Consider the following 26,165-nt stretch of genomic DNA (forward strand, 5'->3'; position numbering starts at 1 on the left):
GAGGACAAGGCAGACACCGCCACCGAAGACGGCGCGACCGCCGACGACACGAACGCAGTCGAGGCCTGATCATGCTGAAAGGGATCGAGGGCGGCCCGCGCTACGGGATCATGGTGTGCGGCCATGGCAGCCGCAACCAGAACGCGGTCGGCGAGTTCTCCAAGCTGGCGATCCGGCTGCGCGAACGCTTTCCGCAATGGCCGGTCGAATATGGCTATCTGGAATTCGCCAATCCGGTCCTGCACAAGGGGCTGGACGCGCTGAAGGAAAAGGGCGCGACACATATTCTCGCCGTGCCGGGCATGTTGTTTGCGGCCGGCCACGCCAAGAACGACCTGCCCTCGGTGCTGAACAGCTACCAGGCGAAAAATCCGGACGTCAGAATCGATTACGGCCGCGAGCTCGGCATCGACCTGAAGATGATCCGCGCGGCCGGCGAACGCATCCGCGAGGCGCTTGACGCCAGTCCGTCCGACGTGCCGATGGAAGAGACCATGCTGGTCGTTGTCGGGCGCGGCGCGTCCGACCCGGACGCCAATTCCAACGTCGCCAAGGTGATGCGCATGCTCTGGGAGGGCATGGGATTCGGCTGGGGCGAGACCGCCTATTCGGGCGTCACCTTTCCGCTGGTCAAGCCGGCGCTGGAACATGCCGCCAAGCTCGGCTACCGGCGCATCGTCGTCTTCCCGTATTTCCTGTTCACCGGGGTGCTGGTGAAGCGGATCTATTCGCAGACCGACGAGGTGGCGGCGGCAAATCCGGAGATCGAATTCGTCAAGGCGCCGTATCTGAACGACCACGACCTCGTCATCGAGAGCTTCGTCGACCGGGTGCGCGAGATCCTCGACGGCGCCAACAACATGAACTGCCAGATGTGCAAGTATCGCGAGCAGGTGCTGGGCTTCGAGGCGGAGGTGGGCCAGGCGCAGGAAAGCCATCACCACCATGTCGAGGGCGTCGGCGGCGCGCCCGAAAACTGCCCTTGCAACGGCGACTGCGACGGGCGCTGCCGCGACGAGGAATTCTGCCGCGAACACGGCATCGAGTGGACGCCGGTGCACGCGCATGACCACGATCATGACCATCAGCACGGGCACGATCATGACCATGGCCACCATCATCATCCCTATCCGCATGCCGGCCACCCGCTCGGGCCGAAAAGCATGGAAAAGGCGCGGGGCTGAGACAGGCCTTCGATGATGGACTACATCCGCGAACCTGACGCCATCTATGCGAAATCCTTCGAGATGATTTCGCGCGTCGAGCAATTGCAGGCGCTGCCGGAGGCGATCCGGCCGGTGGCGACGCGGATCGTCCATGCCTGCGGCATGCCGGAAGTGCTCGGCGACCTGCGGTTCTCGGACGACATCGCCGACGCGGTCGCGAAAGCGCTTGCCGGCGGAGCCGACATCTATTGCGACGTCGAGACGCTGCGTTACGGGGTGATGAAGCATCTCCTGCCCGGGGGCTGCGAATTGCATTGCCGGATTTCCGCGCCGGATGTCGCGGCCCACGCCAAACGGAACCGGATGACGCGGGCGGCGGCGCAGATCGACCTTTGGGGCGAGCGGCTGGCAGGCCAGATCATCGCCATCGGCAATGCGCCGACGACGCTGTTCCGGCTGCTGGAGGCGATCGACGCGGGCGGCGCGCGGCCGGCGGCGATCATCGCCTTTCCGGTCGGATTCGTCGGCGCGGCGGAATCGAAGCAGGAACTGGCGGACAATCCGCGCGGTATTCCGTTCATCACGCTGCTCGGCCAGAAGGGCGGCACGGCGATGGCGCAGGCCGCTGTCAACGGGCTCGCCGGAGGATTGAACACATGAGCGATGCCTGGCTGCATATCGTCGGTATCGGCGAGGACGGCATGGACGGGTTGACCGCCGAGGCGCGGGCCCTGGTCGGGGACGCCGAGGTGATCGTCGGCGGCGATCGGCATCACACGCTCGCCGCCAACATGACGGCGAAACGGATCGCATGGCCGTCGCCCTTCGATGCGATGATCGAGGAGATCAGGAGCCACAAGGGCAAACGCGTCGTGGTGCTGGTGACCGGCGATCCGCTGTGGTTCTCGGTCGGCGCGAAGATCCTCAAGGGCATTCCGAAGGACGAGATCGTCTTCCACCCGCAATTGTCGGCGTTCCAGTTCGCGTCCTGCCGGATGGGCTGGTCGCTGGCCGATGTCGAAACGCTGACGGTGCATGGCCGCGCCGCCGAGCAGATCGTCCCGTGGTTCGCGCCAGGCGTGCGGATGCTGCTGCTGACCAAGGATGCGACGTCGCCGGGGACGGTGGCAAGGCTTCTGAGCGAACGCGGCTACGGGCCGTCGACGCTGACGGTGCTGGCGGCGCTGGGCGGGCCGAACGAGGCCCGGTTCGAGGGCGTTGCCGAAAACTGGGACACGCAAGTGCCGGATTTCCACGTCCTGGCGGTCGAGTGCATCGCCGGGCCGGATGCGCAGGTGCTACCGCGCACCGGGCTTCCGGACGAGGTCTTTTCGCATGACGGCAAGATCACCAAGCGGACGGCGCGGGCGCTGGCGCTGGCAAAGCTGGTGCCGGTGCGCGACGGCATCCTGTGGGATGTCGGCTGCGGTTGCGGTTCGGTCGCCATCGAGTGGATGCGGGCCGGCCGCGAGGCGCTCGCCATCGGCATCGAGCCGCAGGAAAAGCGCCGCGCCATGGCGGAAGAGAACGCGCTGAAACTCGGCGCGCCGAAATTGCGTCTCGTCGACGGGACCGCGCCGGAGGCGCTCGCCGGACTGCCGGCGCCGGACGCCGTTTTTGTCGGCGGCGGGATTTCGCGAGTCGGCATAGAGGCTTGCATCGACGCGTTGAAGCCGCATGGCAGGCTGGTCGTCCACGCGGTGACGCTGGAAAGCGAGGCGGTGCTGCTTGCCGCGTTCGACGCGCATGGCGGCGAGTTGCAGCGCATCTCGGTCGACACGGCGCAGCCGGTGGGGCCGTTCCACGGCTGGAAGCCATCCATGCCGGTCACCCAGTGGGCATGGACGAAACGACCATGACCGGCACGCTCTACGGACTGGGCGTCGGGCCGGGCGATCCCGAGCTCCTGACGCTGAAGGCGCACCGTATCCTGACGGCATGCCCGGTCGTCGCCTATCCGGCACCGGATACCGGCGAAAGCTTCGCGCGGTCGGTCGTTGCGGGCTACCTTTCACCCTATCAGGTCGAAATCCCCATTGTCGTGCCGATGCGGGTCGAACGGTTCCCGGCGGCGGAGGTCTACGACCGCGCGGCCGACGAAATCGCCGGCCAGCTCGACGCCGGGCGCGACGTGGCGGTGGTCTGCGAGGGCGATCCGTTCTTCTACGGCTCCTTCATGTACCTGTTCGAGCGGCTGGGGCCGCGTTACCGGACCGAGATCGTGCCGGGCGTCTCCTCGGTGATGGCGTCGGCTGCGGCGCTGCAGCGCCCGCTCGCGGCGCGCAACGACGTGCTGACCGTCATTCCCGGCCCGTTGCGGGACGCGGAGATGGAAACGCGGATTCTCAATTCAGACGCGCTGGCGATCATGAAGGTCGGCCGGCATTTCGCTCGGATCAGGAAACTGATCGACAAGCTCGGCCTGCTCGATGTCGCCGGCTATTGCGAGCGGGTCAGTCTCGGCGACGAAAAGATCCTGCCGCTGGAATCAGTTACCGCCGATACAGCACCCTATTTCTCGATGATCCTGATCTACAAGGGCGCGGAGGACTGGATCCGCGCGCTTCCCGCCGGAGGCGGACAACATGCCGACTGAAACCGTTCCCCCGGCGATCGTGATCCTGAGCGACGCGGCGCTGCCGGTCGCCGAGACCATCCGCAACACGACCGGCGGGATGATCCACGGCGCGAAAAAGCGCGTCACGCAAGCGGACGGCATCGTGCTGTTCGACGATGTGAAGGCGCATATGCAGGCGCTGTTTCTCGATTCCGTGCCGATCGTCGCGGTGATGGCGTCCGGCGCGGTGATCCGCATCCTCGCGCCGCTACTCGCCGCCAAACAGGACGAGCCGCCAGTGGTCGCGGTGGCGGAAGACGGCCATGCGACTGTGCCGCTGCTCGGCGGCCATCACGGCGCCAATACGATGGCGCGGGACATTGCCTTTGCGCTCGGCGGGATGGCGGCGGTGACGACGGCGGGGGATCTCCGCTTCGGCGTGGCCCTCGACGCGCCGCCCAAGGGCTATGCGCTTGCCAATCCGGGCGATGCCAAGGCGGTGATGGCCGAACTTCTGGCCGGCGCGGACGCGGTGCTGGACGGCGAGGCCGACTGGCTGTCGCAAAGCGCCATCCCGCTTGCCGGAAACGGCACCGTGACGCTCGCGGTCACCGACATGCGGCGCGATCCGGGCAAACTCGAACTGGTCTATCACCCGCAACGGCTCGTGGTCGGGATCGGTTGCGAACGCGGCTGCGACCCGGCGGAGGCGTGGACGCTGGTGCGCGACACGCTGGCCGAAGCCGGCCTGGCGGCGGACGCCGTCGGCGCGGTGGTCTCGCTCGATCTCAAGGCGGACGAACGGGCGGTGCATCACGTTGCGGCTCAACTGGGCGTGGCGGCGCGGTTCTTCGACGCGACGGCGCTGGAGGCCGAGACGCCGCGGCTGGAAAACCCGTCCGAGGTAGTGTTCGCCGAGGTCGGCTGCCATGGCGTCGCCGAAGGCGCGGCACTGGCCGCCGCCGGACCGCAGGGCGAACTGGTTGTCGCCAAGCGGAAATCGGCACGGGCCACCTGCGCGGTCGCGCGGGCGCCGAAACCGTTCAAGGCGGCGAATTTCCCCGGGAGGGCGCGCGGCACGCTTTACGTCGTCGGCATCGGGCCGGGCGCGGAGGCCTGGCGGTCGCCGGAAGTCAGCCGCATGGTGACGGCGTCGAGCGATCTCGTCGGCTATTCGCTCTATCTCGACCTGCTGGGGCCGCTCGCAGCCGGCAAGACGCGGCACGATTTCGACCTCGGCAAGGAAGAGGACCGCGTCCGCCATGCGATGGAACTGGCGGGCGAGGGCAAGGATGTGGCGCTGGTCTGCTCGGGGGACGCGGGCATCTACGCGATGGCGACGCTGGTGTTCGAACTGATCGACAAGGGCGGTGTCACGGACGCGGCCAGCCGAATCGCGATCCAGGTGTCGCCCGGCATCTCGGCGCTGCAGGCGGCGGCGGCGCGGGCCGGCGCGCCGCTGGGGCACGATTTCTGCACCATCTCGCTGTCGGACCTGCTGACGCCGTGGGAGGATATCCAGCGGCGGGTGAAGGCGGCGGGCGAGGGCGATTTCGTCGTGGCCTTCTACAATCCGGTGTCGAAGAAGCGGCGCACGCAGCTCGCCTGGGCGCGCGACGAATTGCTGAAGCATCGCCCGGCGGAAACGCCGGTGATCCTGGCGACCAATCTCGGCCGCGACGGCGAGCAGGTGCGCATCGTGCCGCTCGGAGAACTGAATGTCGACGATGTCGACATGCTGACCGTGGTGGTCGTCGGCTCGTCCGACAGCCGGGTTGCCGAGACGGGCGACGGCCGGCGTTGGGTCTACACGCCGCGCGGCTATTCCGGGAAGGCCGGGACCATGATGGGGAACGCATAATGACCGTCTATTTCATCGGCGCCGGGCCGGGCGCGCCGGACCTCATCACCGTGCGCGGGCTTCGCCTGATCGAGCGCTGCCCGGTCTGTCTTTACGCGGGATCGCTGGTGCCCGAGGAAATCGTGCAGGCGGCGCCGGCCGACGCGCTGGTGCTGGACACCGCGCCGATGCATCTCGACCAGATCATGGAGGAGATCGAGAAGGCGCACCGGAAAGGCCAGGACGTGGCGCGGGTACATTCCGGCGATCCGTCGATCTATGGCGCGGTCGCCGAGCAGATGCGCCGGCTCGACGCGCTCGGGATCGACTGCGAGATCGTGCCCGGCGTGCCGGCCTTTGCCGGGGCGGCGGCGAAACTGAAGGCGGAACTGACGCTGCCGGAGATCGCGCAGACGATCATCGTCACGCGCACAGGCATGAAGGCCTCGGCGATGCCGGAGGGCGAACAGCTGGAAGTGCTCGGCAAATCCGGCGCGACGCTGGCGATCCACCTGTCGATCCGCAATCTCGACTATATCCGCCGGTCGCTCGAACCCTATTATGGCGCCGACTGCCCGGTGGTAATCGCCTATCGCGCGACATGGCCTGACGAACTCTATATCCGCACCACGCTTGCCGGGATGAAGGAGAAGGTGCGCGAGGCGAAGATCACGCGCACGGCGCTGGTCTTCGTCGGCAAGGTGTTCGGCGAGGTCGCGTTCCGCGATTCCGATCTCTACAACGCCGATTATGCTCATGTGCTGCGCAACCGCGGCAAGAAGAAAGCCGGTTAGCGCGACGGCGCTGAAATCCGGCCGCCGACGCGGAAATTGACGGACATCAAAGCGTCTTCCGGCCAAATGCGGACAACATCGTCGCCATAATGGATTCGGCGTCCGCACCGGTCGAGATGACCGTGCAGCGCGGGGATGACGGGTTTCTGTGCAAAGGAGAACGCCAATGATCGAGTTCATGGACGAAAGCACCGGAAAATTCGTCGGAATCCGGGCGAGCGGCAAGCTCACCGACGCCGATTACAAGGAGGTCCTGATCCCGCGGCTGGAAAAGATCCTGAAAGAGGAAGGCAAGCTCGACCTGCTGGTCCACATGGACAAGGATTTCGCGGGATGGGACCTGCACGCCGCCTGGGACGACATGACCTACGGTTTCGGGCACACCGCCGATTTCGACAAGCTCGCCATCGTCGGCGGGCCGGACTGGATCGGCTGGTGCATCAAGGCCTGCGGCTTCCTGTTCAAGGGCGAGGTCCGGACCTATCCCGAAGACCAGCTGGAGACGGCGTGGGAATGGGTCGCGGGCTGACGCGGCGGGGTCTGGCCTCCGTTGCTTCAGGGCGCCGGAGACGATCATCGTTTCAAGGAACCGACGAACGTCCCCAACTGTTTGTTTTAACGCAATTCCGGACGGAAAACCGGTTTCCACTTTTCCTGGAATTGCGTTAGACGGGACCAAACGGGACCACCAAACGACACGATCAGGAGAATGCCGTGACGACGATAAAGGAAAGCCTGCAGGAACTGCGCGAGAGCCTCAAGGAACTCGAGGACCGTCTGGCGGAAAAGAAGACCAGGATCGAAGCGGACGCCGAGGCTCCGGCCGAGGGGAAGGCGAAGATCGAGGCATTCGAGGCCAAGGCGGCGGCCATGAAGGCCAAACTTCCCGCAGAGGAAGGTTCGGTCTGGCAGGCGATCAAGAACGAGGTCAACCGCGACCTCAACGCCCTGTCGCAGGATCTCGATCATACCGTCAATTATATCGACGAGCACTACGGCGAGAAGTAAAAGGCGGGGTTTTTCCCGCTGCGTCTCCGGACGGCGAACCGGCTTCCACTTCGCCTGGAAACGCTCAGGCCGCGAAAATCAGGCTCGATCCTGCGATCACCAGCGCCGCGCCGGCCCAGGCAAATGCGGCCGGGCGCTCGCCGGTCCTGATCCAGATCAGCGGCAATATCCAGGCGGGCGTCGTCGCCGACAGCGTCGCGACGATGCCGACCTTTCCGCCCGAAAGCGCGAACAGCACCAGCGTCATGCCGATGCCCATGGCGGCGATGCCGGAGATGCCGATCACCGCCACCATGCGCGCCGTCGGCCGCGCCCTGGCCTGAACCTGCCGGATGCCGGTCGCCATCAGCAGCGACAGGCAGACCACCGCGACGGCGACGCGCAGCGCCGAGGCAGATGCCGGATCGACGCCGGAGGCCATGACGGGCCGGGCGATCAGCGATCCGACGGACTGGCAGAGCGCTGCGCCCAGTCCGAGCGCGATGCCGGCCGGCAGCGAGCCTTTCACCGTTTCCCAGATGTCGAGTTGCGAGCGCCTTTTGCCGAAGACGATCGCCAGGATGACGCCGGCGAACACGATGGCGATGCCGGCGATCTTCTGCGGGACGATCGCCTCGCCGAGGAACAGCCAGCCGAGCACCGCCGACATCGGCGCGTTGGTGGAAAACAGGATGTTGGAGCGGCGCGGGCCCATCCGGTTCATGGTCAGGAACAGGCAGGTGTCGCCGAGAAAGATGCCGATGAAGCCGGACGGCGCCAGGGGACCGAGAAATTCCGGCCGAAGCGTGCGCCAGCCGCCGGTGATCGCGACGATGATGACCAGCATGACCAGCACGATGCCCATGCGCAGCCGGTTGAAGGCGATGGCGCCGAACTGAGACGACGGGCCTGCCGCGATCACGGCGGAGAAGGCCCAGGTCATCGCGGCGCAGGCCGCGGCCAGTTCGAATATGCTCATCTCTCGCCCGATCCCATATGGTCAGGACGGCGTCATGCGGCGGCGCCGGGCTGCGTGCGGACCCGCAGCGTGACGACGGCGAGCGCCAGCGCGGACGCGGCGCAGACCGCGATGGCCGCGACCATCGGCAGGGCGGTGCCGTCGAAGAACGGACCGGTCGCCGCGATCATCACGCCGCCGGCGAGCATCTGCAGCGTTCCGCCGAGCGAGGAGGCGAGGCCGGCCATGTCGCCGTGATCGTCGAGCGCCATGACCATGGTCGGCGCGATGACGAGACCCATGAAGGCGTTTGCGACGAACAGCAGGCCGATCAGCAGGTAAATCGACCGGAAGCCGAGCAGGACCAGCGCGAACAGCGCGAAGGCGGCCGCGGCGAAGCCGGTGACGGCGGCGAGGACCATGCGTCCCATGCCGAACCGGTCGCCGAGGCTTGCCGCGAATTGTGACGCGCCGAAGAAGCCGACCGCGTTGACCGCGAAGGCAAGGCTGAAACCGGTCGGCGACATGCCGTACTGGCCGGTATAGACGAAGGACGCCGTGGCGAGAAAGACGAAGAAACTGGCCATGCCGAAGCCGCCTATGAAGGTCAGGCCCATGAATTTCGGATCGCCGAGAAGCTGCCTCGCTCCGGCCAGCAGAACGCGCGGGCGGATTGCAACGCGGTGTTCCGGCACAAGCGTTTCCGGCAGGATGAAGGCGGTCAGCAGGATGGAGAGCACCGCGGCGGCGGCGAGCACGCCGAAGATCAGCCGCCAGCCGCCAAGTACGATCAGGCCCGAGCCGGACAGCGGCGCGAGCATCGGCGAGACCGAGATGACCAGCATGATCAGCGCCATCAGCCGCGTGGCGGCGCTGCCGGTGTAGAGGTCGCGCACGATGGCGCGCGGCACGACCATGACGGTCGCCGCGCCGAGCGCCTGCACGAAGCGTCCGGCAGTGAGCCAGCCGATGGACGGCGCCAGCGCGCAGCCAAGCGAGCCGACGATGAAGATCGCGAGGCCGAGATAGATCGGCTGCTTGCGGCCGATCCAGTCCGACAGCGGGCCATAGACGAGCTGGGCGATGCCGAAGGCAATGAAATAGGCCGTCAGCGTCGTCTGGGTCGCGGCGATGGTCGTGTCGAGGTCGTCCGCGATCACCGGGAGCGCGGGAAGATACATGTCGATGGCGAAGGGCCCGACCCAGGCAAGCAGGCCAAGCACGATTGCCGAACGCAGGAATCCGGGCTGCATGGAAATTTCCGCCGTGTTCTCGATTGCCGGGATCGCGGGCCGGAGCGATTCCGGTGCGAGGGCGCTCCCTACATCGATTCAGAAGACGAGGCCAGAGGCGGCGGGATTCCTGCTGACAAAACCGGATGGCAGACGGGCCGGGTCAGCGCCTGCCATGCTCGCGGGCCGACCGGAAGGGCAGGTCCGCAAGCTCGTTCGGGTCCATGGCGCGAATGACCGGATGGGACAGCGGATCGCTGTGCCAGTCGGCGTCTCCGGGCCGGACCGGGACGGAAGGAGATCGTTTCCGCCACGGATTGAGCATATAGAAGATGTTGAACATGAAGCTATTAAAGCATCATGGCTCCGGCTAAAAAATCGACTTCTTGTCGATTCTGATTTAGAAAAACTAAAATGAAGAATCTCAACAGGATCCATCTTTCAGGGTTGCGCGCGGTCGAGGCGGTCGGCCGGCTCGGCAGTCTTGCGGCTGCGGCCGAGGAAATGGGCGTCACCGCCGGGGCGGTCAGCCAGCAGCTGCATCGCACGGAAGAGGCGCTCGGGCGGCCGCTGTTTGCGCGCGAGGCCAAAGGGCTGCGGCTTACCGCGCTGGGGGAGGAGGTCTGCGCCCGGCTGACGGCGGGCATGGCGGAACTGTCGCGGGCCGTGGCGCTCACCGAGGCGCGGGCACATGACGCGCTGACGGTCTCCGTCGCGCCGATTTTCGCCAGCCGGTGGCTGGTGTGGCGGCTCGAAAAGTTCCGCGCCGCCGATCCCGGCGTGCGGGTACGCATCGACGCCGATGTCGGGCTGGTCGATCCTAACACCGCCGATATCGACGCCTGCGTACGCGTCGGCAAGGGCGGCTGGCCGGGCGTCGCGGCGGAATGGATGCTCGATCAGACGGTCTTTCCGGTCTGCCATCCACGACTCGCGGAGACCCTGAAATCGCCCGGCGACCTGGCGAAGGCGCCGATCGTGCGGGACCAGTACGCGATGTTCGACTGGGATGTCTGGCTCGCGCCGAACGGTCTCGACAAGTCGATCCTTGGCGAGGGGCCGGTCTATTCCGACGGATCGCTCGGCCTCGACGCGGCAATCGCGGGGCAGGGCGTGTTTCTCGCCTGGGAACCGTTGGCGAGCCATGCGCTTGCGTCCGGACAGGTGGTCGCGCCGTTTCCCGACCGGTATCCGACGGGTGATTCCTACTGGTTCGTCACCGCTGCAGCACCGCGGCCCAACCCGCATGTGGCGCGGTTCCGGGAATGGCTGAAGAACGAGTTGCAGGCGTCTGTCGGCGGTTTCAGCGCGCAATCATGATGACGGGCAGGTCGAACTGCCGCGCGGCCTCGATCTTGGCATAGGCGCCGTTGCCACCGGAATTGCGGCAGACGATGTGGGTGATCGCGTGGCGTTCGAGCAACGCCGCTTCCTCCTCCGCCGTGCGGCCGGGCAGGCCGGTGACGATCTCGTGGTCCGGCAGGGCGAGTGGCTCGGCCGGCGGATCGACCATGCGGACGACGAAATGCACGTCGCCGCGCGCCGCGAAGGGGGCGATATGCTGGCGTCCGAGCGCCAGAAGGACACGCGCGCCGGAGGGAAGCGCGTCGCGGGCCTCCTCCAGCGAGGCGACCTCGGTCCAGTCGTCGCCGGATTGCTTGCGCCAAGGGGCGCGGGTGCGCGTGTCGAGCGGCACACAGGCGAGCGTGGCGGCGGCCTTCGCGTTGGCGGATATCCGGTTCGCGAAGGGGTGGGTCGCGTCGATCAAACGGGTCACGCGCTCCCGTTCCAGAAAGACGGCGAGTCCTTCCGCGCCGCCGAAACCGCCGATGCGGACCTCGCCTGCGACGGGTTTCGGTTCCTTCGTGCGGCCGGCCAGCGAGGTGATGACGCGCCAGTCCGGATGCTCGCGGACGATCTCCGCCGCCAGTTCCGCGGCTTCCCTGGTGCCGCCGAGAATGAGGACGGTTTCGCTCATGCGAAACCCGTCCGGGCGAGGATTTCGCCCTGGCGGCCGGTGACGATGACCTCGACGGCGACCGGGGCGTCGCGCAGCGTTTCCTTCGCGGTCGCGCGGGCCAGTTCGGCGATCGGCGGGGCGAGCGCGACGCCGTTTTGCCGAGTCAGTTCAAGCACTTCCTGCGCCGTGTTGGCGGATCGAATCCGGTCGCTCAGCTCCTGATTCAAGCCGGCGTCGAGGGCGTGTTTCAACAGGAACTCCATGTCGACCTGGCTGCGGCCGGAATGCAGGTCGAGCGCGCCTTGCGCCAGCTTGGCGAGCTTGGCGAAACCGCCGGCGATGGTCAGTCTTTCGACCGGGTGGGCGCGCAGATATTTCAGTAGCCCGCCGGCGAAATCGCCCATGTCGAGCAGCGCGATCTCGGGCAGGCCGTAGATCGCCTGGGCGGCGGCTTCCGAGGTCGAGCCGGTTGCGCCGAGGACATGGGTCAGCCCCGCGGCGCGCGCCACGTCGATGCCGCGATGGATCGAATGGATCCAGGCGGAACAGGAAAACGGGTGCACGATGCCCGTGGTGCCGAGGATCGAGATACCGCCGAGGATGCCGAGGCGCGGGTTCCAGGTCTGCTGCGCCAGCGCCTCGCCGCCGGGCACCGAGATCGTGATCTCGATGTCGGCCGGAATGCCGTGCTCGGCGCAGAGCGTCTCTACCTCTTTCGTCATCATGGCGCGCGGGACGGGGTTGATCGCCGGTTCGCCGGGCGGCACCGGCAGGCCCGCTTTCGTTACCGTGCCGACGCCGTCGCCGGCGCGAAAACCGATGCCGGTTCCAGGCCCGGCGCGGCGCACGCGGGCGATTATCGTCGCGCCATGCGTGACATCCGGATCATCGCCCGCATCCTTGACGATGCCCGCCTCGGCATAATTGTCGCCGAGGGTTTCGCGCGCCAGCGCGAAGGCGGGCGTTTCGCCCTTCGGCAGGGTGATCGAGACAGGATCGGGAAATTTTCCGGTCAGGAGCGCCGTCAGAGCGGCCCTGGTCGCGGCGGTCGCGCAGGCGCCCGTCGTCCAGCCGCGCCGAAGCGGGCCTCCCGGCTTGCGGCCTTCCTTGCGCCTTACGCGCCTGATTTCGGCTTTGCCCGTGACCATCACCGCCTTATAGGTGACAGCATGACGGCGCGAAAGCGGGAAGGACGACAGCGTTGAACGCAGACGGGATCATGGACGGATTGCCGTGTTTCGAGGCGGGCCATGTCTGGCTCGTCGGGGCGGGGCCGGGCGATCCGGGCCTGCTGACGCTGCATGCCGTCAATGCGCTGAAACAGGCCGACGTGATCGTGCACGACGCGCTGGTCAATGCCGGCTGCCTGGCGCTCGCCAACGCGGATGCGGTGCTCGAATATGCGGGCAAGCGCGGCGGCAAGCCGTCGCCGAAACAGCGCGACATCTCGCTGCGCCTCGTCGATCTTGCGCGCGAAGGCAAGCGCGTGCTGCGGCTGAAGGGCGGCGACCCGTTCGTCTTCGGGCGCGGCGGCGAAGAGGCGCTGACGCTGGTCGAGCACGGCATTCCGTTCCGCATCGTGCCCGGCGTCACCGCCGGGATCGGCGGGCTTGCCTATGCCGGTATCCCGGTGACGCATCGCGACGCCAACCACAACGTCACCTTCCTGACCGGCCATGACGCGACCGGCGTGATGCCCGACGCGATCGACTGGGCCGGCGTCGCGCGCGGCTCGCCGGTGATCGTCATGTACATGGCGATGAAACATGTCGGCACCATCACCGCACGGCTGATCGCCGAGGGGCGCTCGCCGGACGAACCGATGGCCTTTGTCTGCAACGCGACGACGGCGCAGCAGCAGGTGCTGGAGACGACGCTCGGCCGCGCCGAGGAGGATCTCGCGGTCGCCGGGCTGTCGCCGCCGGCCATCGTCGTCGTCGGCGAGGTGGTGCGGATGCGCGCGGCGCTCGACTGGCTGGGCGCCGCGGAACAGGGCCGGGTGCTGCGAACCGATCCGCTCGGCAGCCGGACAAAGGGCCGGTCCGCATGATGGGTTTCCTCGTCGCCGCGCCGCATTCCGGCTCGGGCAAGACGACAGTGACGCTCGGGCTTCTACGCGCGCTGCGCGACCGCGGCGTGGCGCTGGCGCCGGCCAAGGCCGGGCCGGACTATATCGATCAGGCATTCCACACCGAGGCGGCCGGCGAGACCTGCATCAATCTCGATCCGTGGGCGATGCGGCCGGATCTCCTGCGTATTCTCGCCACGCGCCACGCCGCAGGCGACCGGCTGCTCGCCGTCGAGGGCATGATGGGGCTCTACGACAGCGCCGCCAATGGCGAGGGATCGCCCGCCGATCTCGCGGCGCTGCTCGGCCTGCCGGTCGTCTTCGTCGTCGATTGCGCCCGCATGGCGCATTCGATCGCCGCGCTGGTCGCCGGTTTCAACGATTTCAGGTCCGACGTCCTGATCGCCGGGGTGATCCTCAACCGGATCGGCAGCGCGCGCCACGAACAGATGCTGCGCGACGCGCTGGACCCGTCGGGAATACCGGTGCTCGGCGCGGTGCGCCATGACCCGTCGCTGGCGCTGCCGTCGCGCCATCTCGGTCTCGTGCAGGCGCGCGAACACGAAAATCTCGACCGGTTCATAACGGACGCCGCCTTTGCCATGACCGTCTCCCTCGATCTCGACCGGATCGCCGCGCTGACGACGATGACCGGCGACGGCGAAGTGACGGCCGGCGTGCCACGCCTGCCGCCGCTCGGCCAGCGCATCGCGGTGGCGCGCGACGCGGCTTTCGCGTTTTCCTATCCGCACGTCCTGCGCGGCTGGCAGCGCCAGGGCGCGGAAATCTCCTTTTTCTCGCCGCTCGCCGACGAGGCGCCGGCCGAGGATGTCGACGCGGTCTATCTTCCGGGCGGCTATCCCGAACTCCATGCGGGCAAAATCGCGGCCGCGGAGGGCTTCCTTTCCGGCCTGCGCGCGGCGGCCGGGGCCGGCAAACCGGTCTATGGCGAGTGCGGCGGTTACATGGTGCTGGGCGAGGGCCTGATCGACGCCGACGGCGCGCGCCACGCAATGGCCGGGCTGCTGCCGGTGGTCACCAGCTACGCGAAACGGAAGCGGCATCTCGGCTACCGGCGGCTGGCGCCGCTCGCCGCCTCGCCCTGGGCGCTGCCGCTGACGGCGCACGAGTTCCACTATTCGACGCTGATCTCGGAGGGCGAGGGCGAGCGGCTGTTTTCGGCGGCCGACGCGCGCGGCGCCGATCTCGGCCCGATGGGGCTCAGGCGCGGCTCCGTCGCCGGTTCCTACATGCATGTCATCGACAGGGCGGACTGATGGACACGATCCGGCACGGTGGCGCGCTCGATCGCGCGATTGCGGAATATGGCGGCGACCGCGCCGACTGGCTCGACCTGTCGACGGGCATCAACCCGGTTGCCTGGCCGGTGCCGGACCTTCCGGCCGGAGTGTGGCAGCGGCTGCCGGACGACAGCCTGATGCAGGACTGCCTTGACGCGGCGCGGAGTTATTACGGCGTTCCGGATGGCGCGGACATCGTCGCCGCGCCGGGCACGCAGGCGATCATCCAGTGGCTGCCGCTGCTGTTCAACTATCTCGACCGGGTGACGATCGTCTCGCCGACCTATGGCGAATACGCGCAGGCCTTCCACATGGCCGGCGCCGGGATCGAGACGCCGGCGGAGCTTCCCGAGGGCGGCGATACCGGTCCGCTGCTGATCGTCGGCCAGCCGAACAATCCGGACGGGCGGGCATGGCCGGCCGAGCGGATCGCGCGTCATGCGCGCGGCGAGGGCGGCGTGCGCATGGTGGTCGCCGACGAGGCCTTTGCCGACGTCAAGCCCGGCTGTTCGCTGGTTGCGCTGACCGCCGAACCGGGGCTGACCGTGCTGCGCTCTTTCGGCAAGTTCTTCGGCCTTGCAGGCGTACGGCTCGGCTTTGCCATCGGCGACCCGGACGTGATTGCCTCGCTGCGACAGATGATCGGCCCGTGGGCGGTGCCGGGGCCGGCGCTCGCGATCGGCGCGCAGGCGCTGCGCGACCACGACTGGATCGCGGCGGCACGGGCGCGGCTTGCCTCCGACAGCGCGCGGCTTGCCGACCTGCTGGACAAGGCGGGCCTGGAAATCGTTGGCGGCACGGACCTGTTCGTGCTGGCCGCCCTTGACGAGGCCGCGCGCATCGCGCGGGCGTTGGCGGAACGGCACATCCTGGTGCGTGCGTTCGACTACGAGAAACGCTGGCTGCGCTTCGGACTGCCTGGCGGAGGTCAGGAGTTTATCCTGCTAGAATCGGCCCTTGCCGAAATTTTCCGGTAAGGGCAAGACTTTGGCGTCATGTATGCCGGGGGTCACTTCACCATTCTCCTGATCGCCCTGATCGCCGACCGGCTGATCGGCGATCCGGACTGGCTTTGGCGGCGCGCGCCGCATCCGGTCGTCTGGTTCGGCACGGTGATCGGCGCCTTCGAGCAGGCCTTCAACAATCCGGAGCATTCGCCGAAAACGCGCGAGAAACTCGGCTTCCTGGCCATTGCGGTGCTGCTGCTGTTTTCCGGCGTCATCGGCCACTGGCTTGCATGGGCGTTCGATTTCATCGGTGTCTTCGGCCTGGCGGCGGAACTCGTCGTGGTGACCATCCTGATCGCGCAGAAATCGCTTGCCGACCATGTTCGCGCGGTGGCGGACGGGTTGCGTGACGGCGGACTTGCCGGCGGCCGCAAGGCGGTGGCGATGATCGTCGGGCGCGATCCGCAGACGCTGGACGAAGCCGCCGTCGCGCGCGCGGCGATCGAGAGCCTCGCCGAAAACGCTTCCGACGGCGTCGTCGCGCCGGCTTTCTGGTACGCTGTCTTCGGACTGCCGGGGCTGTTCGTCTACAAGATGCTGAACACCGCCGATTCGATGATCGGCCACAAATCCGAACGCTATCGCGCCTTCGGGCGCGCCTCGGCGAAACTGGACGATCTTGCCAACTGGGTTCCGGCGCGGCTGACGGGCGTGATGATCGCGCTGGCGGACGGGAGCCTGCAGGGGATCGACCGGGCACGGCGGACCTTTGGCGTGATGATGCGTGATGCGGGGCTGCACCGCTCGCCGAATGCCGGCTGGCCGGAAAGCGCGATGGCGGCGGCGACCGGCATCGCGCTCGGCGGCCCGCGCTTCTATGCCGGCGACATCGCCGACGATCCCTTCATGAATGTCTCGGGCCGACATTCGGCGACCGAAAGGGATATCGTGGCGGCGCTCGCAGTGTTCTGGCGCACCATGACGATTCTCGCGGTGATCGTGGCGGTCGTGGCATTGACCTCGCGCTATTCCCTTTTCTGACCTATCGGCAGGTGCGTGGCGAGAAAGTCGCGCGCCGATATCGGCGGACGAGCGAGCAGCTTTTCCAATGCCGGATCGATGGCGGCGAACTCGCCCCTGCGGCTGGCCCTGAAAACCCCAAGGAGCATTTCGGCCCGATCTTCCGGCATACCGTGAGACATCATGTTCTGCTTGTGCTGTTCATCGGAAATCGTGATGCGCCTTATCGGGCGCCCGGCCAGTTCGGAGGCCATGGCGGCGATATCGTCGAAATCGAGCGCCTCGGAGGCCGTCAGCGGTGGTGTCGGGCCGTCGAAACGCCCTTCATCGGCGAGGATGATGGCGGCGGCCGTAGCGAGGTCGGCATGGCTGGTCCAGGACACCGGACCGTCCTCGGGAGCAGCGAATTCGCCAGTTTCGACCGCCCGTCCGAGCGTCATGAGAATTGTGGCGGCGTAAAATCCGTTGCGCAACGACGTGAAGGGGACACCCGAGGAACCCAATATTTCCTCTGTGGCGGCGTGGTCGCACATGGGTTCGAACAGCGACGCCGGATTGGCGCCCATATGGGCCGTGTAGAGGATGCGGCGGGCGCCGGCCTGTTTCGCCATCTCGATCGCGGCGCGGTGCTGGCCGAGCGCGGCTCCGCCGGTGGTGCTGGCGGACACGATCAGGACCTGCGCCGCCCCTTCGAAGGCATGCGGCAGGCTTGCGGGGTCCGCGTAGTCCCCGCGGCGCACGCGCACGCCCCTGTCGCCGAACGCCAGCGCCTTTTCGGGATCGCGAACGCTGGCGCCAATCCTGTCGGCCGGCATGCGGTCGAGGAGCTTTTCGATAATGGAACGGCCGAGCTGGCCGCTGGCTCCGGTGACGATGATCATGATGCTGTTCCTGAATTTTATCGTTGATAATACGTTTGTGTTATCATCGATATTTATCGATAACAAGTCTCTGCTATCGTTGTTAACAGGGAGGGTGTAGGATCGGCGCATGATGGACATTCAGAGTGCGGAACGGGCTGAAGGAAACGACGGACACGATGTGCGCGGGCGGATTGTTTCCGCAGCGGCGGAACTCATCGCGAGCGGTGGGCGCGACGCGGTGACGACGCGCGCGGTGGCAGCGACGGCAGGCGTCCAGGCGCCGACCATTTACCGGCTGTTCGGCGACAAGGGGGGACTTCTCGACGCGGTCGCCGAGCAGGGCTTTGCGGATTATCTGAGGGAAAAAAAGGTCCGCAAACCGGATTCCGATCCGATCGGGAACCTGCGGACCGGCTGGGATCTGCATGTCGGTTTCGGCCTCGCCAACCCCGCGATCTTCTCGATCATGTTCGGTGATCCGCGTCCGGGCGTTGGCCCGCCGGCCGCCGAAGCAGGCTACGACCTGTTGAGACAACACGTCCGGCGCGTCGCTGCGGCGGGGCGACTGAGGGTGAACGAGGAGAGGGCGGTTAACCTGATGCGCGCTGCAGGGACCGGCACCGTGCTGGCGTTGCTGACCATGCCGGAAGGCCGCCGGGACATGGGGCTCTCCGAGGCCGCGCGCGAAGCCGTCATCGCCGCGATCACATCCGATGTTTCCGCGGTCGACAATCCGGGGCCCGCCGGTGCGGCAATCGCATTGCGCGCGGTGTTGCCGGAAGCGACGGGATTGACCGACGGCGAGCGGCGTTTGATGGCGGAATGGCTCGACCGGCTTGCCGGGGGCTCGTCCTGAGCCGGAGTTGCATCAACCGGCTGTTAGCCGTCTTGTAATTGCCCTTTGCAAATCCGGCGCGGCGGCAATGAGGCGTCGGGTCACATCGGTCTGCGGGTGGTCGAGCACGGTGGACGTCTTCCCGGTCTCCACGATCTTTCCGTGATCCATCACCAGCACGTCATGGGTGATCGCGCGGGCGACCGTCAGGTCATGGGTGATAAACAGGAAGGCAAGGCCGAGATCGTCGTTCAGCTTGGCGAAGAGATCGAGGATCTGGGCGCGGATCGATACGTCGAGGGCGGAGACGGGCTCGTCGGCGACGACCAGCTTCGGCCGGGTGATGATGGCGCGGGCGATGGCGAGGCGCTGGCGCTGACCGCCGGAGAATTCATGCGGATACTTGTCCCTGTCGGCGGGCGTCATGCCGACCTCGACAAGCGCCTCGGTGACCCGTTCGCGTTTCTCGCGCCGGCCCATGCGCTCGTCCATCAGGTGCAGCGGCTCGGCGACCGAGGTCTCGATCTTCTGGCGCGGATCGAATGAGCCGTAGGGATCCTGGAAGACGACCTGCATCTCGCGGCGGGCGGGGCGGAGCGCCCGTTCGCCGAGGGCAGAAGTCTCCATGCCGTCGAAGACGATTTTCCCGGATGTCGGCCTGTCGAGCGCCAGGATCATGCGGGCGAGCGTGGACTTGCCGCAGCCGGACTGCCCGACCAGCGCGACGGAATGGCCGGCGCGCACCGAAAACCCGACGCCGTCGACCGCGCGCACCGGCTCGCCGCGGCCGAACAGGCCCTTGCGGTGGCCGGGATAGTGGCGCGCGACATTCTCGAGTTCGAGCAGGCGGTGCTCGTCGCCGGGCGGCGTTGCGGCGTTCGCCCAGGCGGGCACATGCGTCGAGGCCTCGGCGAGCGCGCGGGTATAGGGGTGCTTCTGCTCGCGCAGCACGGAGGCGGTTTCGCCGGCCTCCTGCACTTCGCCGCGGCGCAGGATGGCGATGCGGTCGGCCATGTCGGCGACGACGCCGAGATCGTGACTGATCAGGATCAGGCCCATGTCGTTTTCGGCGACGAGTTCGCGCAGCAGGTCGAGGATCTGCGCCTGCAACACAACGTCGAGCGCGGTGGTCGGCTCGTCGGCGATCAGCAGTTTCGGATGCAGGGCGCAGGCGATGGCGATGACGACGCGCTGGCGCTGACCGCCGGAGAGTTCGTGCGGGTAGCGCGACAGCGGGAATTTTTCCTCCGGCAGGCCGACCCGGGCGAGGATGGCGCGGGCGCGGGACTCGGCTTCCGGCCGGTTGGCGCCGGTATGCCAGCGGATGCCTTCGGCGACCTGCTCGCCGATGGTCTTGACCGGGTTGAGCGCGGTCATCGGTTCCTGGAACACCATGCCGATGTCGTCGCCGCGCAGGTCGCACAGGCGGTCCTCGGTCGCCGACAGCAAGTCCTCGCCGATGAAGCGGACGCTGCCCGCGGTGCGCGCGGCATGTGGCAGCAGGCCCATGACGGTCAGCGCTGTCATCGACTTGCCTGAACCGGATTCGCCGACCAGTCCGACGACCTCGCCGGCCCTCACGGTGAGATCGACGTCTTTCAGGATCGCATGGCGGCCGATCGACAGCGACAGGTTTTCGATCTCGAGGACGGGACCGGTCATCGCTGCCGCCGCAATCTCGGATCGAGCACGTCGCGCAGCCCGTCGCCGAGCAGGTTGAGGCCGAGCACGGTGACGATGATAGCAAGGCCCGGCACGATCGCCATGTGCGGGGCGATCGTCATCATGGTCTGCGCCTCGAACAGCATGCGGCCCCAACTCGGCGCGGGCGGCTGGGTGCCGAGGCCGACATAGGAAAGCCCGGCTTCGGCGAGGATGCCGAGCGAGAACTGGATCGTGCCCTGGACGAGCAGCAGGTTGGCGATATTCGGCAGGATATGCTGGACGGTGATCAGCCCAGCGCGTTTTCCCGAGGCACGGGCGGCGAGGACGAATTCGCGCGGCCACAACGCCAGCGCGCCGCCGCGCGCCACGCGGGCGAAGACCGGAATGTTGAAGATGCCGATGGCGATGATGGCGTTGACGATTCCGGGGCCGAAGATCGCGGTGATCATCACGGCCGACAGCAGCGCCGGAAAGGCGAAGACGATGTCGGAGGCGCGCATCAACACCTCGTCGGCGAGGCCGCGTTTCGCCGCCGCCCAGCAGCCGAGCGGCACGCCGACGGCGATGCCGATGCCGACGGCGATCAGCGCCACGGCGATGGAATTGCGGCTGCCGACCATGATCATCGAGAGGATGTCGCGGCCGAAATGGTCGGTGCCGAACCAGTGCGCCGCATTCGGCGATTGCAGCCGGTCGGCGATGACGAGCTTGGTTACGTCATAGGGCGTCCAGGCGAATGAAAACAGCGCGACGGCGACGACGACGGCGGTGATCAGCGCGCCTGCGAGGAAGGAGCGGTTGGTGAACGCCTTGCGGGTGAAGTGCCGCCAGTCCTCATGTTCGAGGGCGATCAGCTCCTCTTCCATCTCACCGCCTCCTCAGGCGCGGATCGGCCCAGGCATAGGCGAGATCGACGAGGAAATTGACGATAATGACGGTGGCGACCAGCAGCACGACGACGCTTTCGACGACGATCAGGTCGCGCTGGGTGATCGCCTGGAAGACGAGGCGGCCGAGGCCGGGCAGGTAGAACACGTTCTCGATGATGATCGTGCCGGCGAGCAGGAAGGAGAATTGCAGGCCGAGGATGGTCAGGACCGGGATCAGCGCATTGCGCAGCGCGTGACGCCACAGCACGATGTTGGCGGGCAGACCCTTGGCGCGCGCGGTGCGGATATAATCCTCGCCCATGACGTCGAGCAGCGCCGAGCGGGTGACGCGCGACAGGATCGCCGCCTGCGGCAGGGCCAGCGCGATCGCCGGCAGCAGCAGCGAGGCGAGCGCCGGCCAGAAGCCCGCCTGCCAGCCGGGAAAGCCGCCGGCGGGAACGAGGCGCAGCGTGACCGCAAAGACATAGACGAGAAGCAGCGCGAACCAGAAATTGGGGATGGCGATGCCGAGCTGGGTCGCCGCCATGACGCCTGCATCGGAGGCGGTGCCGCGCCGCGACGCCGAAAAGATGCCGACGGGAATCGCGATCGCCGTCGACAGGAACAGCGCCATCAGCGCCAGCGGCAGCGAGACGACGAGCCGCTCGCGCACGAGGTCTATCACCGGAACCGAATAGGTGTAGGAGCGGCCGAAATCGCCGCTCAGCAGGCCGCCGAGCCAGGAAAAATAGCGGATCAGTAGGGGTTGATTCAGGCCCATCTGCTCGCGCAGCGCGGCGATGGCGTCCTCGCCGGCGTTCATGCCGAGCATCAGGCGGGCCGGGTCGCCGGGGACGATCTCGAGGACGGCGAAGACGATGGCGCTCGCCGCCAGAAGCGTGATCAGGACGACGGCGATGCGGCGCAGCGCGTAGGAGAGCATGGAACCGGTTTACCTGCTGCAAGCGCAAAGAAAAAGGCGGGCCGTTGCAGGCCCGCCCGAAAATCTGGCCTCGCGCCTGCCTAATCCTTCCAGGAGACGCCGGTCAGGTCGTCGGCCTGCAGCGGCATGTCGTGCCACAATCCCTGCAGCTTGGCGTCCCAGATGCCGATCTTCGGAAGCTGGAACAGGTAGCCGTTGACCGCATCCTTGGCGATGATCTCCTGCGCCTGGCGCAGCAGCGCATAGCGCTCGTCCTCGTTGGCGGTCGCGTCAAGCTTCGCCATCACGTCCTTGAAGGCCTGGTTGTGATAATCGAAATAATAGTCATCGCGCGCATAGATGCCGATGTCGTTCGGCTCTGTGTGCGAGACGATGGTCAGGTCGTAGTCCTTTGCCTTGAAGACCTGGTCGAGCCATTGCGCCCATTCGACCGGGATGATCTCCAGATCGATGCCGACCTCGCGCAGCTGCGCGGCGACGATCTCGCCGCCGCGGCGCGCATAGCTCGGCGGCGGCAGTTTCAGCGTCGCCTTGAAGCCGTCCGGGTAGCCGGCTTCGGCGAGCAGCTGCTTCGCCATTTCCGGATCGTAGGGGTAGGTCTCGACGAGTTCCTCGTAGGCGGGGTTATGCGGGGCGAAATGCGAGCCGATCGGTGTGCCGAAGCCGAACATCGCGCCGTCGATGATCGCCTGGCGGTCGATGGCGTGGGCGATGGCCTGGCGCACCTTCAGATTGTCGAAGGGCGGCTTGCCGTTGTTGGTCGCAAGAATGGTCTCGCCCTCGGTGGAGCCGATGACGACGGAAAAGCGCGGGTCCGATTCGAACTGGGCGACGGCTTCCGGCGCCGGAAAGGCCGGGAAGGCCTGGATGTCGCCGGCCATCAGCGCCGAGGTGGCGGCGGCCGGATCGGAGATGAAGCGGAAGGTCGCCTTGTCAAGCGCCACCGGATCGCCCCAGTAGTCCGGATTCTTGACCAGTGTCACCGACGACCCCTTGGCCCAGGTGTCGAACTTGAACGGGCCGGTTCCGACCGGCTTTTCCTTGTTGGTGTCGGCCGACTCCGGCGCGACGATCACCGCGTCGCCCCAGCCCATATTGTAGAGGAACGACCCCTGGGGATGGCTGAGCGTCACCTTGACGGTGAGATCGTCGACCGCCTCGACGCTTTCGATGGCCGCAAACAGCGCCTTCTGGGCGTTGGTCGAATCGTCGGCGCGGGCACGATCGAGCGAGAAGACCACGTCGCCGGCATCAAGCGCCGTGCCGTCGTGGAACTTGACGCCGTCATGCAGCTTGAAGGTGTAGACGAGGCCGTCATCCGACAGTGTCCAGCTTTCGGCGAGGTCCGGCTGGACCGCGCCGTTGGAGCCGATCCGCGTCAGGCCCTGGAAGATGTTGGCGTATGTCACATCGTCGATCGCGCCGGCCGCGCCCGCCGTCGGATCGAGATGCGGCGGTTCGAGCTGGATGGCGAGCGTGAGATCGGTGCGCGCCGCGAAGGCGGACGTCGTCAGGGCAAGCGCGAAGGCCGCGCCGGCGAGAATGGATCTGATTATCGGTATCATGGCGAGCCTCCCGAGTGTCGCGGCCAAATCTAAGCAGGATCGGTGTGGATTGTCAGCACGGTTCGGACTTCAATCGCGTATGTACTCACCGTTGCCGTGCAAAAAGCAGTTCGTGCAGCGCCAGCGCCATCACCTGCGCCGACTGGATCATGTCCTCGATACCGACCCATTCGTCCGGGCGGTGGGCGAGATCGAGGATGCCGGGACCGTAGGCGACGCAGTCGTAGAGATGGCCGAGGCGGGCGATGTGCTTCTGGTCGTAGGTGCCCGGCGAGATGACGTAATCCGGCTCACGGTCGAAGATCGTCTGGATGCCGTGCGCGACGGCGCTGGCGACGGGCGCGTCCTTTTCGGTCATCAGCGGCATCACTTCCATGATGTCGCGGATCTCGTAGTCGAATTTCGGCCGCGTCGCCTTGAGATCGTCGAGGATTGCGATGACCTCGCCCTTGACGTCGGAAATCGTCTCCTCGAGCAGGAAACGCCGGTCGATGGTGAGCTTGCAGGAGTCCGGTACGTTGGGCGAGGGCAGGCCGGTATAGTCGTCGGTCTGGCCGCCATGGACGGAATTGAGGTTCAGCGTCGACCGGCGCGCGCCTTCCGGCACGACCGGCATGCGCGTCTGCCTGGTGTCGAGGGCGGGAAACAGCTTGTCCTCGAAGGCAGCGAGCAGCGCGCCCATGTGGCGCACGGCGCAGTCGCCGAGGAACGGCATCGAGCCGTGCGCCTGTTCGCCCATGGTCTCGATCTCGGCCCACCAGACGCCGCGATGGCCGAGGCAGACGCGGTCCTTGTTGAGCGGTTCCGGAATGATCACGTGGTCGACGCGCGGATGCGAGAAATAGCCCCTCTTCGCCAGATAGGCGACGCCGCCGAAGCCGCCTGATTCCTCGTCGACCGTGCCTGAGATCTCGATCGCGCCCGGATAGTCGGGAAACGCCTCGATGAAGGCTTCGACCGCGACGACCGAGGCGGCGAGCCCGCCCTTCATGTCGCAAGCGCCGCGCCCGTAGACGCGGCCGTCGCGCACAACGCCCTCGAAGGGATCGACCGTCCAGCCGTCGCCGGCCTCGACGACATCGATGTGCGAGTTGAAATGGACGCACGGGCCGGGGCTTTTTCCCTCGCGGCGGGCGATCACGTTCATGCGCGGGAAATAGTCGTTGTCGCCGGGGGCGCCTTCGCCGCGGACGAACTCGGTCGCGAAACCCGACGCTTGCAGACGCCTGCCGAGGAATTCGGCGCAGGGCACATAGGCCTCGCCGGGCGGGTTGACCGTCGGAAAACGGATGAGATCGCGCGTCAACGCGACGAGGTCATCCTTGCGCCCGGCAATCGATTCCAGCATCCCGTCCATCACCGCATTGATCACCAGATTTCCGGGGAGGGCAAGCGCGAAGGGAGATTTCCCTGCGGGCCATGCAAGTGGTTGAAGCTGTTGCCGTCATGCACCACTTGGGCGCGAAATTTTCCCGCGGCGGTGTCTCCTCTTTACGTAAGGTGCTTTGGGGCGTATCGGAACGTCAGGGCATCAAGAGACTCGAAATCAAGACCACGGCGACAACGCGATTCGCCAACTCCGGAGCTCTTCTTCATGAAAAAACTGATTCTCGCCGCGGCCATGGCCGCTATTTCCGCTCCCGCATACGCCGCCGACTACACGATGGCGCCGGTTGCGACGACGTCCGGCAATGCGTGCTCGGGCCATATCGAGGCCTATGCCGGCGATACGCATTTGACCGGTAACGGTGGCGGCGGGGATGCGTGGGCCTATGGCGGCGCAGCCCGTGCCAACTGCAACTTCAATGCGCGCTGGAATGCCCAGGGCGATCTCATGGTCGACGGGCTCTCGTCGCAATCGAGCGGCAGCGACCTCACCAGCTATGGCGGCGCCGTTCACGTCTATTGGCGCGATCCGTCGGCCTATGCACTCGGCGGTTTCGCATCGCTGGAAGGCTTCGGCGGCTCGTCCGGCCTGAATGACGTCTACCGCTACCTGATTGGTCCGGAAGGCCAAGTCTATATGGGCAATGTCACGCTCTACGGACAGACCTATTACGGTCAGCTCACTGACGGAAACAGCGGTTACGATATCTGGGGCGCGCGCGGCGTGGTCCGTTATTTCGCCCGCGAGAACATACGGTTCGACGGCGAGCTCGGTTATCGCAACATGTCCGTTAGCGGCGGAGATCTCGACGTGTTCACGGCCGCTGCGGAAGCCGATTACCGCTTCGACAACAGCCCGGTCTCCGTCTTCGGCCGCTACCAGTTCGATCATCTGACGCCCAATAGCGGCGGTAGCAATATCAGCCTGCACAAGTTTGTCGTCGGTGCGCGGCTGAGCTTCGGCAGCAAGACGCTGCTGGACGAAGACCGCAACGGCGCCACGATGGATACGATCCAGCCGAACTACATCATCTACTGATCCTGACGGATCACGCCGGCCGGGTAAGGCCAAGAGCGGAAATTGAAACCGCGGAGCTGATGCTCCGCGGTTTTTTCATGTTTCACGGGGGCGTCAAAACGAGGTGTTATTCGCGAACTGCGCCAAGGCGTATAACAGCCGAAGTAACGATTTGTTTGAATCGTTCATGT

Annotated in this window: 26 protein-coding genes; 16 read left to right on the forward strand and 10 right to left on the reverse strand. The window is 66.6% G+C overall.

Annotated features, from left to right (window positions below; translation table 11 throughout):
* The first annotated feature begins 71 nt into the window (after positions 1-71).
* The 8 genes from IG169_RS13670 to IG169_RS13705 all read left to right on the forward strand — a co-directional run bounded on the left by IG169_RS13670 (position 72) and on the right by IG169_RS13705 (position 7,365).
* Positions 72-1,184, forward strand: a complete 1,113-nt coding sequence (locus IG169_RS13670; protein ID WP_193176782.1) for a sirohydrochlorin chelatase — start codon at positions 72-74, stop codon at positions 1,182-1,184.
* A 12-nt stretch (positions 1,185-1,196) separates the two neighbouring features.
* Positions 1,197-1,826 (forward strand): precorrin-8X methylmutase, encoded by a 630-nt coding sequence (locus tag IG169_RS13675; RefSeq protein WP_193176783.1) that lies wholly within the window; start codon positions 1,197-1,199, stop codon positions 1,824-1,826.
* Entirely contained in the window at positions 1,823-3,025 is a 1,203-nt protein-coding gene (gene cbiE, locus IG169_RS13680) for a precorrin-6y C5,15-methyltransferase (decarboxylating) subunit CbiE (RefSeq protein ID WP_193176784.1), read from the forward strand. Before IG169_RS13675 ends, cbiE begins: the two co-directional genes overlap by 4 nt.
* A complete protein-coding gene (gene cobI / locus IG169_RS13685) occupies positions 3,022-3,762 on the forward strand; it encodes a precorrin-2 C(20)-methyltransferase (RefSeq protein ID WP_193176859.1) in 741 nt (246 codons plus the stop codon). Before cbiE ends, cobI begins: the two co-directional genes overlap by 4 nt.
* Positions 3,752-5,584 carry a precorrin-3B C(17)-methyltransferase gene (gene cobJ / locus IG169_RS13690; protein ID WP_193176785.1) on the forward strand — a complete coding sequence of 611 codons (1,833 nt, stop codon included), beginning with the start codon at positions 3,752-3,754 and terminating at the stop codon, positions 5,582-5,584. The genes cobI and cobJ overlap by 11 nt, the downstream gene beginning before the upstream one ends.
* On the forward strand, positions 5,584-6,357 hold the full coding sequence (gene cobM, locus IG169_RS13695) for a precorrin-4 C(11)-methyltransferase (protein ID WP_193176786.1): 774 nt from the start codon (positions 5,584-5,586) through the stop codon (positions 6,355-6,357). Before cobJ ends, cobM begins: the two co-directional genes overlap by 1 nt.
* A gap of 166 nt (positions 6,358-6,523) precedes the next feature.
* Positions 6,524-6,886, forward strand: coding sequence for a SpoIIAA family protein (locus IG169_RS13700; protein WP_193176787.1), 363 nt, complete (start codon positions 6,524-6,526; stop codon positions 6,884-6,886).
* A 185-nt stretch (positions 6,887-7,071) separates the two neighbouring features.
* Positions 7,072-7,365, forward strand: coding sequence for a hypothetical protein (locus IG169_RS13705; RefSeq protein ID WP_193176788.1), 294 nt, complete (start codon positions 7,072-7,074; stop codon positions 7,363-7,365).
* Positions 7,366-7,429: 64 nt separating this feature from the next.
* On the opposite strand, the gene IG169_RS13710 is transcribed toward IG169_RS13705, so the two are convergent.
* Both IG169_RS13710 and IG169_RS13715 read right to left on the reverse strand, forming a co-directional pair.
* The gene (locus IG169_RS13710; protein ID WP_193176789.1) at positions 7,430-8,323 is read right to left on the reverse strand and encodes a DMT family transporter; all 894 of its coding nucleotides are present in this window, start codon (positions 8,321-8,323) and stop codon (positions 7,430-7,432) included.
* A gap of 32 nt (positions 8,324-8,355) precedes the next feature.
* Complete coding sequence (locus IG169_RS13715; RefSeq protein WP_193176790.1) at positions 8,356-9,555, reverse strand: multidrug effflux MFS transporter; 1,200 nt, start codon at positions 9,553-9,555, stop codon at positions 8,356-8,358.
* Here IG169_RS13715 and IG169_RS13720 point away from each other — a divergent pair.
* Entirely contained in the window at positions 9,554-9,952 is a 399-nt protein-coding gene (locus IG169_RS13720; RefSeq protein WP_193176791.1) for a hypothetical protein, read from the forward strand. The genes IG169_RS13715 and IG169_RS13720 overlap by 2 nt on opposite strands.
* Positions 9,949-10,854, forward strand: a complete 906-nt coding sequence (locus IG169_RS13725) for a LysR substrate-binding domain-containing protein (protein ID WP_193176792.1) — start codon at positions 9,949-9,951, stop codon at positions 10,852-10,854. The genes IG169_RS13720 and IG169_RS13725 overlap by 4 nt, the downstream gene beginning before the upstream one ends.
* Here IG169_RS13725 and IG169_RS13730 read toward each other — a convergent pair.
* Together IG169_RS13730 and IG169_RS13735 are read right to left on the reverse strand one after the other, a co-directional pair.
* Positions 10,838-11,512, reverse strand: a complete 675-nt coding sequence (locus IG169_RS13730) for a cobalt-precorrin-6A reductase (RefSeq protein WP_193176793.1) — start codon at positions 11,510-11,512, stop codon at positions 10,838-10,840. The two genes, IG169_RS13725 and IG169_RS13730, sit on opposite strands and share 17 nt — an antisense overlap.
* Positions 11,509-12,642: a cobalt-precorrin-5B (C(1))-methyltransferase gene (locus IG169_RS13735; protein WP_193176794.1), complete on the reverse strand. Its 1,134-nt coding sequence runs from the start codon at positions 12,640-12,642 to the stop codon at positions 11,509-11,511. The genes IG169_RS13730 and IG169_RS13735 overlap by 4 nt, the downstream gene beginning before the upstream one ends.
* Before the next feature lie 71 nt (positions 12,643-12,713).
* Here IG169_RS13735 and cobA point away from each other — a divergent pair, with 71 nt between their 5' ends.
* From cobA to cbiB, 4 genes are read left to right on the forward strand one after another with little or no spacing between them, the layout of a single operon-like run.
* On the forward strand, positions 12,714-13,544 hold the full coding sequence (cobA, locus tag IG169_RS13740) for a uroporphyrinogen-III C-methyltransferase (RefSeq protein WP_193176795.1): 831 nt from the start codon (positions 12,714-12,716) through the stop codon (positions 13,542-13,544).
* Complete coding sequence (locus IG169_RS13745; RefSeq protein ID WP_193176796.1) at positions 13,541-14,839, forward strand: cobyrinic acid a,c-diamide synthase CobB; 1,299 nt, start codon at positions 13,541-13,543, stop codon at positions 14,837-14,839. Before cobA ends, IG169_RS13745 begins: the two co-directional genes overlap by 4 nt.
* The gene (gene cobD, locus IG169_RS13750) at positions 14,839-15,840 is read left to right on the forward strand and encodes a threonine-phosphate decarboxylase CobD (protein ID WP_193176797.1); all 1,002 of its coding nucleotides are present in this window, start codon (positions 14,839-14,841) and stop codon (positions 15,838-15,840) included. Before IG169_RS13745 ends, cobD begins: the two co-directional genes overlap by 1 nt.
* Positions 15,841-15,858: 18 nt before the next feature.
* Positions 15,859-16,851, forward strand: a complete 993-nt coding sequence (gene cbiB, locus IG169_RS13755; RefSeq protein WP_193176798.1) for an adenosylcobinamide-phosphate synthase CbiB — start codon at positions 15,859-15,861, stop codon at positions 16,849-16,851.
* On the opposite strand, the gene IG169_RS13760 is transcribed toward cbiB, so the two are convergent.
* Positions 16,836-17,711 carry an NmrA family NAD(P)-binding protein gene (locus IG169_RS13760; protein ID WP_193176799.1) on the reverse strand — a complete coding sequence of 292 codons (876 nt, stop codon included), beginning with the start codon at positions 17,709-17,711 and terminating at the stop codon, positions 16,836-16,838. The genes cbiB and IG169_RS13760 overlap by 16 nt on opposite strands.
* Before the next feature lie 109 nt (positions 17,712-17,820).
* On the opposite strand from IG169_RS13760, the gene IG169_RS13765 reads away from it, so the two are divergent.
* Positions 17,821-18,549 (forward strand): TetR/AcrR family transcriptional regulator, encoded by a 729-nt coding sequence (locus IG169_RS13765; protein ID WP_210326014.1) that lies wholly within the window; start codon positions 17,821-17,823, stop codon positions 18,547-18,549.
* Positions 18,550-18,561: 12 nt separating this feature from the next.
* Here the strand turns inward: IG169_RS13765 and IG169_RS13770 are convergent, their stop codons facing one another.
* The 5 genes from IG169_RS13770 to IG169_RS13790 form a co-directional block, all read right to left on the reverse strand.
* Positions 18,562-20,190: an ABC transporter ATP-binding protein gene (locus tag IG169_RS13770; RefSeq protein WP_193176800.1), complete on the reverse strand. Its 1,629-nt coding sequence runs from the start codon at positions 20,188-20,190 to the stop codon at positions 18,562-18,564.
* Positions 20,187-21,059, reverse strand: a complete 873-nt coding sequence (locus IG169_RS13775; RefSeq protein ID WP_193176801.1) for an ABC transporter permease — start codon at positions 21,057-21,059, stop codon at positions 20,187-20,189. Before IG169_RS13775 ends, IG169_RS13770 begins: the two co-directional genes overlap by 4 nt.
* Before the next feature lies 1 nt (position 21,060).
* The gene (locus tag IG169_RS13780; RefSeq protein WP_193176802.1) at positions 21,061-22,005 is read right to left on the reverse strand and encodes an ABC transporter permease; all 945 of its coding nucleotides are present in this window, start codon (positions 22,003-22,005) and stop codon (positions 21,061-21,063) included.
* 80 nt (positions 22,006-22,085) lie between these two features.
* Positions 22,086-23,570, reverse strand: coding sequence for an ABC transporter substrate-binding protein (locus IG169_RS13785; RefSeq protein WP_210326015.1), 1,485 nt, complete (start codon positions 23,568-23,570; stop codon positions 22,086-22,088).
* An 85-nt stretch (positions 23,571-23,655) separates the two neighbouring features.
* Entirely contained in the window at positions 23,656-24,927 is a 1,272-nt protein-coding gene (locus tag IG169_RS13790) for an acetylornithine deacetylase/succinyl-diaminopimelate desuccinylase family protein (protein ID WP_210326021.1), read from the reverse strand.
* Positions 24,928-25,164: 237 nt separating this feature from the next.
* Here IG169_RS13790 and IG169_RS13795 point away from each other — a divergent pair, with 237 nt between their 5' ends.
* On the forward strand, positions 25,165-25,995 hold the full coding sequence (locus IG169_RS13795) for a hypothetical protein (protein WP_193176803.1): 831 nt from the start codon (positions 25,165-25,167) through the stop codon (positions 25,993-25,995).
* Positions 25,996-26,165: the final 170 nt, after the last annotated feature.

Origin of the sequence: Oricola nitratireducens (assembly GCF_014904745.1) — a bacterium.
Classification (GTDB): domain Bacteria; phylum Pseudomonadota; class Alphaproteobacteria; order Rhizobiales; family Rhizobiaceae; genus Oricola; species Oricola nitratireducens.

Coding starts and splice junctions, on each gene's coding strand:
- IG169_RS13670 (WP_193176782.1), top strand. CDS start 72: ATGCTGAAAGGGATCGAGGGCGGCCCGCGCTACGGGATCATGGTGTGC.
- IG169_RS13675 (WP_193176783.1), top strand. CDS start 1,197: ATGATGGACTACATCCGCGAACCTGACGCCATCTATGCGAAATCCTTC.
- cbiE (WP_193176784.1), top strand. CDS start 1,823: ATGAGCGATGCCTGGCTGCATATCGTCGGTATCGGCGAGGACGGCATG.
- cobI (WP_193176859.1), top strand. CDS start 3,022: ATGACCGGCACGCTCTACGGACTGGGCGTCGGGCCGGGCGATCCCGAG.
- cobJ (WP_193176785.1), top strand. CDS start 3,752: ATGCCGACTGAAACCGTTCCCCCGGCGATCGTGATCCTGAGCGACGCG.
- cobM (WP_193176786.1), top strand. CDS start 5,584: ATGACCGTCTATTTCATCGGCGCCGGGCCGGGCGCGCCGGACCTCATC.
- IG169_RS13700 (WP_193176787.1), top strand. CDS start 6,524: ATGATCGAGTTCATGGACGAAAGCACCGGAAAATTCGTCGGAATCCGG.
- IG169_RS13710 (WP_193176789.1), bottom strand. CDS start 8,323: ATGAGCATATTCGAACTGGCCGCGGCCTGCGCCGCGATGACCTGGGCC.
- IG169_RS13720 (WP_193176791.1), top strand. CDS start 9,554: ATGGAAATTTCCGCCGTGTTCTCGATTGCCGGGATCGCGGGCCGGAGC.
- IG169_RS13715 (WP_193176790.1), bottom strand. CDS start 9,555: ATGCAGCCCGGATTCCTGCGTTCGGCAATCGTGCTTGGCCTGCTTGCC.
- IG169_RS13725 (WP_193176792.1), top strand. CDS start 9,949: ATGAAGAATCTCAACAGGATCCATCTTTCAGGGTTGCGCGCGGTCGAG.
- IG169_RS13730 (WP_193176793.1), bottom strand. CDS start 11,512: ATGAGCGAAACCGTCCTCATTCTCGGCGGCACCAGGGAAGCCGCGGAA.
- IG169_RS13735 (WP_193176794.1), bottom strand. CDS start 12,642: ATGGTCACGGGCAAAGCCGAAATCAGGCGCGTAAGGCGCAAGGAAGGC.
- cobA (WP_193176795.1), top strand. CDS start 12,714: ATGGACGGATTGCCGTGTTTCGAGGCGGGCCATGTCTGGCTCGTCGGG.
- IG169_RS13745 (WP_193176796.1), top strand. CDS start 13,541: ATGATGGGTTTCCTCGTCGCCGCGCCGCATTCCGGCTCGGGCAAGACG.
- cobD (WP_193176797.1), top strand. CDS start 14,839: ATGGACACGATCCGGCACGGTGGCGCGCTCGATCGCGCGATTGCGGAA.
- cbiB (WP_193176798.1), top strand. CDS start 15,859: ATGTATGCCGGGGGTCACTTCACCATTCTCCTGATCGCCCTGATCGCC.
- IG169_RS13760 (WP_193176799.1), bottom strand. CDS start 17,711: ATGATCATCGTCACCGGAGCCAGCGGCCAGCTCGGCCGTTCCATTATC.
- IG169_RS13765 (WP_210326014.1), top strand. CDS start 17,821: ATGATGGACATTCAGAGTGCGGAACGGGCTGAAGGAAACGACGGACAC.
- IG169_RS13770 (WP_193176800.1), bottom strand. CDS start 20,190: ATGACCGGTCCCGTCCTCGAGATCGAAAACCTGTCGCTGTCGATCGGC.
- IG169_RS13775 (WP_193176801.1), bottom strand. CDS start 21,059: ATGGAAGAGGAGCTGATCGCCCTCGAACATGAGGACTGGCGGCACTTC.
- IG169_RS13780 (WP_193176802.1), bottom strand. CDS start 22,005: ATGCTCTCCTACGCGCTGCGCCGCATCGCCGTCGTCCTGATCACGCTT.
- IG169_RS13785 (WP_210326015.1), bottom strand. CDS start 23,570: ATGATACCGATAATCAGATCCATTCTCGCCGGCGCGGCCTTCGCGCTT.
- IG169_RS13790 (WP_210326021.1), bottom strand. CDS start 24,927: ATGGACGGGATGCTGGAATCGATTGCCGGGCGCAAGGATGACCTCGTC.
- IG169_RS13795 (WP_193176803.1), top strand. CDS start 25,165: ATGAAAAAACTGATTCTCGCCGCGGCCATGGCCGCTATTTCCGCTCCC.